Annotated in this window: 16 protein-coding genes; 10 read left to right on the top strand and 6 right to left on the bottom strand. The window is 34.0% G+C overall.

All coding sequences use genetic code 11. The annotated features are described in order from the left end of the window. Positions 1 to 245: 245 nt before the first annotated feature. Complete coding sequence (locus AOG54_RS08095; protein ID WP_048101997.1) at positions 246 to 1,355, top strand: MFS transporter; 1,110 nt, start codon at positions 246 to 248, stop codon at positions 1,353 to 1,355. A gap of 5 nt (positions 1,356 to 1,360) precedes the next feature. Here AOG54_RS08095 and AOG54_RS08090 read toward each other — a convergent pair whose 3' ends face one another. Further along, complete coding sequence (locus AOG54_RS08090) at positions 1,361 to 1,912, bottom strand: hypothetical protein (RefSeq protein WP_048101996.1); 552 nt, start codon at positions 1,910 to 1,912, stop codon at positions 1,361 to 1,363. Positions 1,913 to 2,085: 173 nt separating this feature from the next. Here AOG54_RS08090 and AOG54_RS08085 point away from each other — a divergent pair, with 173 nt between their 5' ends. After that, positions 2,086 to 2,427: a hypothetical protein gene (locus tag AOG54_RS08085; protein WP_048101995.1), complete on the top strand. Its 342-nt coding sequence runs from the start codon at positions 2,086 to 2,088 to the stop codon at positions 2,425 to 2,427. Positions 2,428 to 2,466: 39 nt separating this feature from the next. Here the strand turns inward: AOG54_RS08085 and AOG54_RS08080 are convergent, their stop codons facing one another. Further along, positions 2,467 to 3,873: a DNA-directed DNA polymerase II small subunit gene (locus AOG54_RS08080; protein WP_048101994.1), complete on the bottom strand. Its 1,407-nt coding sequence runs from the start codon at positions 3,871 to 3,873 to the stop codon at positions 2,467 to 2,469. Between the two features lie 139 nt (positions 3,874 to 4,012). Here AOG54_RS08080 and guaB point away from each other — a divergent pair, with 139 nt between their 5' ends. The 3 genes from guaB to truD all read left to right on the top strand — a co-directional run bounded on the left by guaB (position 4,013) and on the right by truD (position 7,086). Further along, a complete protein-coding gene (gene guaB / locus AOG54_RS08075; RefSeq protein ID WP_048101993.1) occupies positions 4,013 to 5,467 on the top strand; it encodes an IMP dehydrogenase in 1,455 nt (484 codons plus the stop codon). Between the two features lie 81 nt (positions 5,468 to 5,548). Then, positions 5,549 to 5,797, top strand: coding sequence for a hypothetical protein (locus tag AOG54_RS08070; protein WP_055032596.1), 249 nt, complete (start codon positions 5,549 to 5,551; stop codon positions 5,795 to 5,797). Positions 5,798 to 5,835: 38 nt separating this feature from the next. After that, a complete protein-coding gene (gene truD, locus AOG54_RS08065; protein WP_055032595.1) occupies positions 5,836 to 7,086 on the top strand; it encodes a tRNA pseudouridine(13) synthase TruD in 1,251 nt (416 codons plus the stop codon). On the opposite strand, the gene AOG54_RS08060 is transcribed toward truD, so the two are convergent. The 4 genes from AOG54_RS08060 to AOG54_RS08045 form a co-directional block, all read right to left on the bottom strand. Beyond that, positions 7,083 to 7,637, bottom strand: a complete 555-nt coding sequence (locus tag AOG54_RS08060) for a TATA-box-binding protein (protein WP_048101990.1) — start codon at positions 7,635 to 7,637, stop codon at positions 7,083 to 7,085. The genes truD and AOG54_RS08060 overlap by 4 nt on opposite strands. A 121-nt stretch (positions 7,638 to 7,758) precedes the next feature. Continuing rightward, positions 7,759 to 8,058, bottom strand: a complete 300-nt coding sequence (locus tag AOG54_RS08055; RefSeq protein WP_048102177.1) for a metal-sulfur cluster assembly factor — start codon at positions 8,056 to 8,058, stop codon at positions 7,759 to 7,761. Positions 8,059 to 8,106: 48 nt separating this feature from the next. After that, the gene (locus AOG54_RS08050; protein ID WP_055032594.1) at positions 8,107 to 8,607 is read right to left on the bottom strand and encodes an HPP family protein; all 501 of its coding nucleotides are present in this window, start codon (positions 8,605 to 8,607) and stop codon (positions 8,107 to 8,109) included. Positions 8,608 to 8,646: 39 nt separating this feature from the next. Continuing rightward, entirely contained in the window at positions 8,647 to 9,603 is a 957-nt protein-coding gene (locus AOG54_RS08045; protein WP_048101988.1) for an NAD-dependent epimerase/dehydratase family protein, read from the bottom strand. A gap of 58 nt (positions 9,604 to 9,661) precedes the next feature. Between AOG54_RS08045 and AOG54_RS08040 the strand changes: the two genes are divergently transcribed. Genes AOG54_RS08040 through guaA form a run of 5 tightly spaced genes read left to right on the top strand, consistent with a single transcriptional unit; the run spans position 9,662 to position 12,632 of the window. Beyond that, on the top strand, positions 9,662 to 9,862 hold the full coding sequence (locus tag AOG54_RS08040; protein WP_048101987.1) for a DUF1059 domain-containing protein: 201 nt from the start codon (positions 9,662 to 9,664) through the stop codon (positions 9,860 to 9,862). A gap of 9 nt (positions 9,863 to 9,871) precedes the next feature. Continuing rightward, the gene (hisS, locus tag AOG54_RS08035; protein WP_048101986.1) at positions 9,872 to 11,146 is read left to right on the top strand and encodes a histidine--tRNA ligase; all 1,275 of its coding nucleotides are present in this window, start codon (positions 9,872 to 9,874) and stop codon (positions 11,144 to 11,146) included. Between the two features lie 58 nt (positions 11,147 to 11,204). Continuing rightward, positions 11,205 to 11,357 carry a hypothetical protein gene (locus tag AOG54_RS09760; RefSeq protein WP_156150333.1) on the top strand — a complete coding sequence of 51 codons (153 nt, stop codon included), beginning with the start codon at positions 11,205 to 11,207 and terminating at the stop codon, positions 11,355 to 11,357. After that, complete coding sequence (locus AOG54_RS08030) at positions 11,351 to 11,659, top strand: hypothetical protein (protein ID WP_048101985.1); 309 nt, start codon at positions 11,351 to 11,353, stop codon at positions 11,657 to 11,659. Before AOG54_RS09760 ends, AOG54_RS08030 begins: the two co-directional genes overlap by 7 nt. A gap of 49 nt (positions 11,660 to 11,708) precedes the next feature. Beyond that, positions 11,709 to 12,632, top strand: a complete 924-nt coding sequence (guaA, locus tag AOG54_RS08025; RefSeq protein WP_055032593.1) for a glutamine-hydrolyzing GMP synthase — start codon at positions 11,709 to 11,711, stop codon at positions 12,630 to 12,632. Positions 12,633 to 12,635: the final 3 nt, after the last annotated feature.

The following is a 12,635-nucleotide window of genomic DNA, read 5'->3' as shown; positions in this document are numbered from 1 at the left end:
AACACCATCAACGGCATATGGAGAAAAGGAAGATACGTTATATGAAAAGCAATAACTTTATTAGGGAACTCATTTCAGGGCATCATTGTATGTTTTATTCACAATAATTTAATATAGTGCTTTATCTCTACCATTATATGCTACTAAAGTTTATGATACAAAATTAATATTAATTAGAACAAATTACTATATAAATAATAATATAAATGCTTACATATAAATATACATAAGCAATTCGTAAAAACATGATTGGATTATATAAAAAAAACATCAACATTGTAACATTTAATTTCAATAAAATATTACCAGTTTTTTCATATTCAGTGGCAACATTCTTTTTAATGGACTTTGCATTTTTTATAGATAATATTGTTGATCTCTTGCATTTTACATATCTTGAGGCATTTATTTTACTTGGCATACCCTTTATTGGAAGAATGTTTACACCATTTATCTATGCACCACTAGCCCGCATGGGTGTGCCGAGGCTGGCCCTTTTCTCAATAAGTGTGATGTCCATAATATCCTTTTTAATTTCATATGAAAAAACCTTTCCGGAGATGTTCATAAGCAGGTTTTTAATAGGAATATTTTATGGAACTGCGACATCTGCAGCAATAGAGGTTTCATCCATTACAAAAAACAGAATAATCATAGGATTAACCATGGGTGGATGGGCCATAGGATGGCTTATCGCTGCCGTATTCTTTATGTTTTTGAAATCATGGTCTCTGGTTTCCCTAATAGGAATTGTCTTTGTACCCGCCATAATATTTTCTAAAAAACATAATGTTATATCCCCACTTGTTAAGAAGTTTCAGTTTGATTTTTCATTTAAAATCTTTATTTTATTCATTCTTGGCTTCACTCCAGCATATATACTTGAAGTTGTTCCATCATTTCTTGGTTCGGCATCCCTATATGAGTCAATAATTGCATATTCTTTTGCAGTTCCTGCATATATAATACTTCCATATTTAATTAACAGGATATCAATATATAAGATATTTTATGCCTCAGTTGTTATAGTATCATTAAGTGGAATTATCTTCTTCCTTACAGACGATATTGTACTTGCTGTAATATTTACTGTCTTTGGCCTTGGTATGATATCACTGCTTCCCATAATAAGCCGGAACCTGAATGTTGAGCCTAAAAAAATAGGTCCAAGCATGAATTTTGCGGCCGTAAGTGGCTTTCTGCTTCCTGTCATACTTCCAATCGGAATTGAATACATTAATATTATAGCAACAGTAATCTTATTTGGTATTGCAACAATAATTTTTACAAAATTTGAAACGGGTTCTAAATTCTGGAAAAACATAATATTATCAAAAAATATTATAAAACATTAAATTTATTACTTTATGTTATTTAGATCATCAAGATTATCTATATCGTATATGTCCTTCTGTGGTCTTTTTGGTTTTTTTATTACACCTACTATTAATATTATAAAACCGGCTAAACCTGTTATAAGGCCTATTATAACCATAACCCCATACCCCTCTATGGCAGATACCGGTGCATATTCATACTTTAAAGAAGGCTTTGTGGAATTGAACATAACATAGGTGTATGTGCCTGCAGGCATATTACCAAAAACCTTGTCCGATCCAACCGCCTCATAATACTTTGATCCATATTCATATTTCACTAGATTGGTTGAATTGACCTGGCTCAGATTTTTTGAATTAATAAGACCTGCATTTGATGGGCCCCCCTCAATTAATATTTCATAGCCACTTTTTAATGTCATATTTTCTGTAATATATTCTCCTTTTTTATAAAGACTAACTTCAGTGTGTGTATATTTTTGAACATTTAAGCCTGATTCATATGATCCAACAATGAATAGGGCCGCACCTATAACAAGAATAATTAGCCCTATAGACACTATCTTTTTATTCATAAATTCAATATGATAAAGATTTTATTTAAATTTTCCCACATCTAATTAGCAAAGCCATAATGCAATCAATTCTGATAACTATTAATCTAATCTCACCATCTTACGTTTTAATCCTATAAATTTTATTTCAAAGGCTATGGTTAAAATTATTTACCTGTATGGATTAACTAATTATGAAAAATGATATAGATAATTACATAAAAAGCATTCTGGAAACGGCACCATCCGAAGAAATGTATATAGAGGCGGTGCGTGATGTATTTAAGGATTTAATCAAGGAATATATTAGAAAAAAAATAAATGAAGATGAAGATTTAAAAAGGCAGATCGAGGATGTTCTGGAAGAATTCATGGAGGCCAGAATTAAACAATACGATTCAATGGCAAAAATGGCAAAAATAACAGCAAAAATAGGCATTTTAAGTGCTCCCAAAAATATTAAGGACGAGGCCATCAACGATTTCCTTAATACGTTTAAAAATGAAATAGATGAGATAATCAAAAGGACATTGTAAAATAATTATGGTATTTATTATATCTATGAAAATAGAGAACTAATCTTCCGATTTAAAGTCCTTTACTATTGTTGTATTTGAATTAAGGTCAAAAAGTGTCATTATTGCAGGATTTGGTGAAAAATTCATCATCTTCTGATATTCTGTTTGGGACTGCCATGTGGACGCATTTATATATCTTACACCACGGTAATTGCCCTGTGAATATGAATGGATATGACCCGTTATAAAAATATCGGGTACCTCATCTATTACATGGTAGTCCCTTTCAGATGGAATTATTGGTGTTTTTCCACCATAACGCGGTGCCAGATGCCTTCTTTTTAGGAGTTCTTCCAGAGCAGATCCCACGCTTGCATAGCTTGCCCCTGGCACAAGTTCTATCATATCATTTAAAGACATTCCATGGTATACAAGCACGTTTTTTCCCTCGAGCCTTAAATTATATGGATTTGGAAGCATAACAGTATTACTCTTAAAAAAACTGCTTATTTTCTTTGAAAAAATCGGCTGTGGCTCGGCAAGCCTCACAACATCGTGATTTCCAGGCATGATAAACACATTTACATCCTCAGGCACTTCGTCTATATATTCTGCCAGTTTTTCATACTGTTCAAGAGGATTAAGAACGTCAAGATCATTTTCCTGGCCAGGATAAACACCTATGCCATCAACAACATCACCGCTAAGTATAAGGTACTTTAACGATTCCGCCTCATCCATGGATTTTTTTATCCATGCGATCATTTTTTTAAAATCATTTTCCCTGAATGTTTTGCTCCCAACATGTATATCAGAAATGGATGCCACATACACAGGGGGTTTTTTCTGTTCATCAATCATTTTGTACGGTATGTCAGGCCTTATAATTTCATCTGCAAATAATACAGTTTCCCTTCCGGAATTTGAAACAGATCCAATTACCCCTATTACCTCATCCTCTATTATTAACTCATTATTTAATCCCTTATTTTTCAGCAGGAATACGTTTATATTATCATCAAGATCCTCAAGCAATAGTTTCTTATGGCCATTTTTGGTGGTGCTTACCTCGCTTACCATTCCAACAATCTTTACCTTGCCATATGTCTTTTTTGCAGTGCTGATTTTGTATGTACCACGCATTTCACTTGATTGTATTATCATTTTTCTAATTCTCTCATAGCGATCAACAAACATTTTTCTAAAATCCTCAACCGAACTGTGTGATTTAATATCTGGAATATAAACTTCGAAATCCATTTTTTCCCTTTTTGGTGTGCTTATTAGTTTAAGGACATCATTTTCAGTAAGATACCCGCTCTGAATAACCTCATCACTGATCATGCTTGGTATAAGATCGCCCATGCTTCTTTCAAGTATAATGTCCATTGCCTCCTTTGTTACCAGAATTCCGTGCTTTTGAAAATATTCAAGTATCCTGGCCTTGTCATTAAATAATTCCATTAATGGATTAATACATACTTACTTAAATGTTAATCGGTTATAATTCATAAATTCAATTTATTATATATTATCAGGTTTTTTAAATATAAATTTGACTGTTAATCAATAATCTTATATACTGTTTAAATCTTACTTCACAATGTTTAGCCAAAAATTCTCAGAAATTAAAGAAGGATATACATTTGATGATGTATTATTAAAGCCCATTAAATCGCCAATAGAACCAAGGGAGGCGGACGTTTCAACAAAACTATCACGGCATATACGTTTGGGTGTCCCAATTGTAAGCTCACCAATGGATACTGTTACAGAGGATCAGATGGCAATAGCCATGGCAAGGTATGGTGCTGTTGGTGTTATACACAGAAATATGTCAACAAACGAGCAAATTGAGATGGTTAAAAAGGTGAAAAAGGAGGAAACACTAATTATAAGAAACGTTATATCTGTTGATCCTGAAACGCCAGTAAACGTTGCAAGGACCATAATGATTACCAAAAATATTGCCGGCCTACCTGTGGTTTCTGGTGGGAAGCTTGTTGGTATTTTAACAAAAAGGGATCTTGAATTTTCGGATTCCTCAGGTAAAATAAGGGACATAATGACAAAAAATGTGATAACTGCAGATGAAAACGTATCAATAGAGGATGCAAAGTACATACTTTATAAAAACAGGATAGAAAAACTTCCGCTTGTTGATAAGGCTGGTAAATTAAAGGGACTTATCACGGCAAAGGATATTAAAACGAGGGAAAAATATCCCAATGCATCAAGGGATACAAACGGGCAGCTGATGGTTGGTGCGGCCATAGGCGCCTATGATATTGATCGCGCAATTAATCTGGAAAAGGCAGGGGCGGATTTTGTTGTTATTGACACTGCACATGCACATAACTGCAATGTAATATCATCATTAAAAAAAATTAGAAAGGAATTATCAATAGATATAATTGCTGGAAATATAGCCACTGCAGAGGCTGCTGAGGACCTTATATCTGCAGGCGTTGATGGTCTAAGGGTTGGCATTGGCCCCGGTTCAATATGCACAACCAGAATAGTGGCAGGTGTTGGTGTCCCACAGCTAACAGCCATTTCCAGTGTTGCTGATGTTGCTGTAAAGCATGACATTCCTGTTATAGCCGATGGCGGAATAAGGTACTCTGGTGACATGGTTAAGGCCCTTGCTGCAGGTGCATCCACTGTTATGCTTGGATCACTTTTGGCAGGTACAGAGGAAAGCCCCGGAGTTGAAATGATAATAAACGGAAGAAAATACAAATCATACAGGGGCATGGGATCAATAGGTGCAATTAAGGCCGGGAAATCGGATAGGTATGGTAAGCTTGGAAACAATGAATTTATAGCGGAGGGTGTTGAGGGATCAGTCCCGTACAGGGGACATGTGTCAGAAAATCTCTTCCAGTTCGTTGGGGGCATAAAAACTGGCATGGGTTATATTGGTGCACATAACCTTGATGAATTAAGGAAAAATTCTGTGTTTATCAGGATAACAAATAATGGTCTAAAGGAAAGCCATCCCCACGATATAAGAATAGTTTCGGAGCCGCCAAACTATCAGAATTTCAATTACTAGGCCTGAAATAAAGCGAATTGGCCATGGAAATTGGCCACTATTTACTCAAAATATTTATAAAATAATTTCTTATTTATAATCATGGATGAATCAGATATAACAAAGGCACTGTCCAGTAGGGAAATGACAAAGGAGGAAATAATAGAATTCTTTCTTGGCACACCAGATATGGTGGGTGGCACCAATGCAGATTATATCCGTATAGGATCACAGATTCTGCTGGAAAATAAAATAGAATTTATGATCAATAAACTTGTTACGTCAGGTAAAATAGGTACAAAAAAGAAATCAAACGGCATTATAGAGAACATTTATTATTTTGTAAAATAATCTTATTATGTTAATATATGAAATAAATATTCTGATTCATGAATGAAACATATATAGGAATACATGGTTATTCAACGCACACTCCTAAAATCAACGGTATAATAAAATTCAATCCTGAAAGTTTTATTGTAAATGAAATACCTGCTGATATTCAGAAAGATATAAATGGGAAATATACAATTTTAAAGGTAAAATTAAGGAACTGGGATACAAATAAATTTGTAATATTTCTCTCAAAATTACTGCATATAAGTAAAAAAAGGATAACTTACGGTGGAACAAAGGATAAAACTGCTATAACAACCCAGTATTTCTGTATTAATATTGAGAATAAAAACACTATTGATTATTTTAATTTAAATATTAAGGATGCCGAGGTGATGGAAGTATTTAGGTCAAATCATATGATAAGGCTTGGAGACCTGATCGGAAATGAGTTTATTGTAGAAATCAAATCAGATTACGATAATAATGAAAATATAAACAGTACAGTGAAGGAAATCTTTGAAAATGGTGGATTTCCAAATTTCTTTGGGTATCAAAGGTTTGGTTCATTTAGAATGAACACACACAGAATAGGCAGGCTGATCCTGCAGGGCAGGTATGAGGACGCTGTAAAGCTTTACCTTTACGATCCTGAGTTTGATAAGGAATATTATAGAATAGACTTTTTTCAGAGTCAAAATGTTGATGAGGCATTAAAAAATTTTCCAAAATATCTTTCATTTGAAAGATCCATTCTTGGTTATATTAAAGAGCATAAAACATATGCAGGTGCATTTAATGTGCTGCCAAAAAATCTTGCAATGCTCTTTATACATTCATATCAATCATTTTTATACAACAGGATTTTATCGGAGAGAATGAAAATCATAGAAAAGTTAAATGAGATTATTGACGGGGATTATTTTATGCCTGTTGATAAATATTTTAATCCTGATAAAAATAATATAATGAGGGCCGATAAATACAATCAGGAAAAGTTAAATCTTCTTTCAAAGGAAAATAAAATAAGGGCTGCAATTCCTGTAATAGGTTATAACACAAAATTATCATCCGGTATTGAGGGTGAAATAGAAAAAAAGATAATGTGCTCAGAGAATATCTCATTTAATGATTTTAAAATAAAGGATTATCCTGAGTTAAGCTCATCAGGAGATCTCAGAATAGCATCGGCACTCCCTGTAAATTTCTCAATAATAGGAAAAAATAAACTGCAATTTTCCCTTGGCAGGGGGATATATGCAACCTCACTGTTAAGGGAAATATTAAAAAATGAGGATTTTTAGATAAGGCCAACCTTCTGCAATTCTTTTTTGACCTTTATAACAGCCTGTTCTATCTCACTCTCCTCCTTGGCCCCGGTGCATACAACCTTTCCGGATCCGAAAAGGAGCAGAACAACCTTTGGTTCCTCAACACGGTATACAAGCCCCGGAAACTGTTCAGGCTCATATTCGACATTTTCAAGGCCAAGAGACATTGCTATATCTGTAAGGTTTAGATCAGATTCAAGATCATAAACAGCAACAATATTCTGAACTATAATATCAGGGTTATCATAAACCTCTATACTGGCCTTTTTTAATTTTTCAATTATTATGTCTATTGTTTTTTTAACATTTTCCAAATTTTTTGCACCGGTGCAGTTTACCTTTCCGCTTCTAAAAATAAGCACCGCTGTCTTTGGTTCCTTAAGCCTATAAATCAAACCAGGAAACTGTTCCGGCTCGTATTCCGATCCCTCCAAGGCAAGGGCAATTTTGCTAAGGTCAAGGTGTTCAGCAAGTGATGTTGATGCAACTATATTTTCAATTGTAATTTTCTCCATTTCACTCATATTTATCCATTCTTTATATTTAAAGGATATATAAAGGTTTTAATTTTTTAATGTAAAATTTTATAAAATATGAATAAATATTTTTTATTATAAACCTGAATAACCATGAAACATCAACATTTTAGTACATGTTTAACTGTTCCTTGGCATAATCACTCATCATGTCCGGAGTCCACTGCGGCTCCCATACAAGCTCTATATCGGCAGCCTCAACCCCCTCAAGGCTTTCGACCTCCTTTTGTGCCTCAGATAGTATCCACGGTGTTACCGGACAGGTGGGGGCCGTCATAGTCATTTTAATATAAACGCGATCCCCGTTTATCTGTACATCATATACAAGTCCAAGGTTAACCACATCCATGCCAATTTCCGGATCTGATACCTGCTTTAATACCTCCAAAATTTCCTCCTTTGTTACCATATTTAAAAATATTATAATTAAATATTTAAACATATTTATGTGTTTAAATTATTGTAAATCTTCTTCAATCACAATGACGAATTTCTTTAAAAGAAAATCAAGAGCTGCTATTATAACCATGCCAGTTATCAAGAAAAATATTGCAAAATAACTGATAGTTTGCAGAATAAAAACAATGCCTATGCCCATTGCCGGCGGATGTTCAGAATGGAAAATAACAAGCAGTATGGCAACTAAGGTCTCCACAAGGGCAATCACATAATATATTGAAATAAAAAATGCCATATAAAATCCTAAAACTCCAACTATTCCAGCTATAATATAACTTTTCAAAAATTTATCTATTTTTGCCGATTTATTATCGGGCATCATAAAGAGTAAAAAGGAAGTTGATGCAAATGAAGAAAACACTATAAATTTTGCAAACGGTACAAAATATATATGCGTTACTGACAGAATAAAGATTGTTATTGATACAGTTATTCCAATAAATATTGCCGGAATTATGTGATTTTTAATTAAAATTTCATATTTTTTAAAATTAAACATTATTAATTTAATAAATTTATATTTAAAATAGTTTATTAATTATTCCATGGCCTTAATCTGCTCCAGAGTTTCTTTTACGGCGACCTCAACAGACTGATCGCTTGTATACCTGCTTTTCCAGCCCAGTTTTTTTAACTTTGTTATGTCCAGGTATGTCTTCTTCACATCGCCCTTCCAGCCCCTGCCATTAATTCCTCCGGTAAAAATATATTTAACATTTTTTAGTCCCATACCGCTTACAACATAATCAGCAATTTTTCTTACAGATGTTGTTTCATCATTTCCAAGGTTTATTATATCCGTTCTACTTAAATTTTCATGCACATAAATCATTGAGTCAACACAGTCAGTAACATGCATGTATGATTTTTCCTGTGTTCCATCACCAAGTATTTCTAGTTCTTTATTATTTTTTAATAGTTTATGTATAAAATCATATATTACGCCGTGTGTAGAATTCCTGCCAACAATATTTGCAAATCTGAATATCGTCCCCCTTATTCCATAATAATGTGAATATGCACTTATAAACCCCTCATTGGCCATTTTTGATGCTCCATATGATGATATCGGCAAATACGGTCCATAGTTTTCAGGTGTTGGCATGATATTTGCCTCACCATAAACCGTTGATGACGATGCAAATAATATTTCCTTTACATCCTTTTTCCTCATGTATTCAAGTATATTCTGTGTAACTATAACATTATTGTTAAAATCCTTTATTGGATCCTCTGATCCATATCTAACATCCGAATTTGCGGAGAAGTGAATAATAATGTCAATGTCATTAAGGGATTCAAGATCATATTTTAACAGATCGCCATTTATAAATTTAAAATTTTTATTGCCATAAAATCTTTTGATAAACCTTTCACCAACATGGTTATTAAGATTATCAATAACAGTGATATTGTTATCATTTATTAGTTTCTCAACCATGTTTGATCCTATAAATCCAGCGCCACCTGTTATTAGAATATTTTTGTTTTCCATGAACCTATATAAATAAGTAAATGATAATTCTTTTTATATCTTAAACAAATTACTAGCCATGACATATTACTTCAAATGCAGGGATTTGGGATGGGATTGTTCATTTGAGCATCATGCTGAAAAAAGGGAGGATCTTTATCCAAGGATAAGAATACATTTTCACTATGCACATGCAACAAATGAAATTAGCGATGAAATGATGAAAAAAATTGACAGTGTCATTACCGAGGGAGAGAGAAGAGACGATCTTCCAATTTAAGTGTTTAATATGAAGATAGAAAGGATTAAAGGTTTCAGGGATCATTATCCTGAGGATATGGAAATACGCTATTCAGTTTTTACCAGAATAACAAACGTTGCTGAGAATTTTGGATACCAGAGAATAGATTTTCCAAGCCTTGAATATCTTGAAATGTACAAACAGAAATCTGGGAGCGAACTTGTTAGCCAGACCTTTTCATTCACAGATAAGGGTGGAAGGGAGGTTACAATGATACCGGAGGCAACACCATCAACTGTAAGACTTCTAACAGCAAGAAAGGATATACCAAGGCCGGTAAGATGGTATTCATTGCCAAAGGTATGGAGATATGAAGAACCCCAGGAAGGCAGATTCAGGGAGCACTATCAATTTAATGCAGACATGTTTGGTCTGGATTCTGCAGAGGCTGATTCTGAGATCATAGGTCTTGCCGCACAGATACTTGATGAACTCGGGCTTTCAGGTAAGTATCAAATAAATATAAATGACAGACAGGTGATGGAATATATACTTAATGATATGAACATACAAAATATCCATGAGGCATTTTCAGTAATAGATAAATACAGAAAAATAACAAGAGAACAGTTTATTTCCATGATGGCTGAGATTAACGTGGATAAAAAAAATACCGAAAAGATACTTGATCTTCTTTCTGAAAGGCTTGATATTAAAGACTTCGAGAAAAAATTAAAAAGTATATTAAATAATTTTGATGGATTAAAAAACCGTATTGAAAGGCTTAAAACAACATTTTCATATATAAGTTTTTATACAAAAAGTGATATAAAATATGATTTTTCAGTTGTCAGGGGATTATCATATTATACAGGCATAGTATTTGAGGCATTTGACTCGGTTGGTGAACTCCGTGCAATACTTGGTGGAGGCCGCTATGATGGGCTTTCAACACTATTCTCTGATGAAAATATACCAGCCATTGGTTTTGCCATAGGCGATGCAGTTCTTGAAATATTATTGAAAAAATACAATCTCTGGGAGAAATACATGCGCAAGCAGTCATATTATATATGCAATCTGGGATCCCAATTTATTGAATATTCAATTAATTTGGCATCAAAAATAAGGAAAAGTAATAGAATTGCACTGGTGGACATTACAGGTAGAAAATTATCATCGCAGATAAAGAGCGCAGCCGAATTTGATTTTGCATTAATAATTGGAGAAAACGAGGTAAAATCAGGAACAGTAACATTAAAGGATATGAAGACCGGTGAGCAGAAAACAATCGAAGAGGAAGAATTTTATAAATTATTATAATAATTTATCAATCAATCATTTAGGAAAAATTTATATCCATTTTTACTTTTAACTTCTAATGCCTGAAGGTTTTAACTTTAAAGGGATTCGGGCTCTGCTAGGTAAGTTTGCAGAACCAATTATGATAAAACCAAAAAAAGCAAATGGTTTTATTATGACCTTTAAAATGATATTAGGTGCAGGTCTCTTTGGAGGTGTTGTAACATGGTGACTTCTTTTAACTGGAACTGGGATGCATTTGTAATGGTTATCCTTGCCCTGCTGGCTCTGGCCCTTATTGTTTTTGGGGCACTTACTGCATATTTTGGCAGCAGCAAAAGCAGGATAGTAGGATCTGTATTGCTTATTGTTGGACTTGTAATTGGTATATTTACAATATTCGGGTCATCAAGCGTGGCCCATGTTTCATTTGTATACCAGGTGCTTGAGCCTACAGTATTTTATCTAATAGCGTCCATTATTGGCGTTTTAATTGGATTGTTAATATTCCTTGGCGCCATAATGAAGACCTAAAAATTATTATTTATTGAAAACTTTAATAAAATGTTTGTCATGAGGCTACATGGTTAAACCAGAACAGTTCATAGAGGATGCCAAATTACAGATTAAATCACAGCTGAAGGGTAAGGGAATACTGGCATGCTCAGGTGGTCAGGACAGCACACTGCTTTCTGTAATAGCTGGAATGGTTTCACGGGATATACTTGTTATTTTTGTTGACACCGGTTTATTAAGGCTTCATGAGGTGGAAAATGCAGAAAAAATTTTTAAAAAATATAATATCAATTATAAAATTATTGATGCACGGCAGAGGTTCATTCAAAATTTAAAGGGCATTACAGATCCTGAACAGAAGCGGAAGATAGTGGGAAAAACCTTTATAGATGTTTTTGAGGAGGCTGCAAAAGATTTTGGCGCAGAATATCTGCTTCAGGGTACAATAGCACCTGACTGGATAGAAAGTGGCGGGCAGTCCAGAGATACAATTAAAAGCCATCACAACGTTGGTGGACTGCCAGAAAATATGAAATTAAAGCTTATAGAACCACTAAGAGATCTTTATAAGGATGAGGTTAGGGAGGTATCAAAATATCTTGGCATCCCTGAAATTATGCCCTTTCCTGGCCCAGGCCTGTCAATTAGAATAATAGGCGAGGTTACAGAGGAAAAACTTGATCTGATAAGAAAAGCAACAGACATTGTTGAGAGAAATGTTATGGAGAACATGCATGAAAGGCCATGGCAGTACTTTGCCGTTTTACTGCCAGTAAATACAACCGGCGTTCATGGTGATCAGCGTTCATATGGTAAAACTGTTGCAATAAGATTTATTGATACCCTTGATGGAATGACAGGCACCTTTAGCAGGCCGGACTGGAACCTTCTTGAAAAGATATCAACAGAAATAACAGACGAAATCCCTGAGATTAACAGGGTTGTTTATGACATAACAAATAAACCTCCGGCAACAATAGAATGGGAATAATTA

The organism is Acidiplasma aeolicum, from assembly GCF_001402945.1.
Taxonomy (GTDB): domain Archaea; phylum Thermoplasmatota; class Thermoplasmata; order Thermoplasmatales; family Thermoplasmataceae; genus Acidiplasma; species Acidiplasma aeolicum.
The sequence above is the reverse complement of the archived record's forward strand: the minus strand, read 5'-3'. Positions and strand labels throughout refer to the sequence as shown.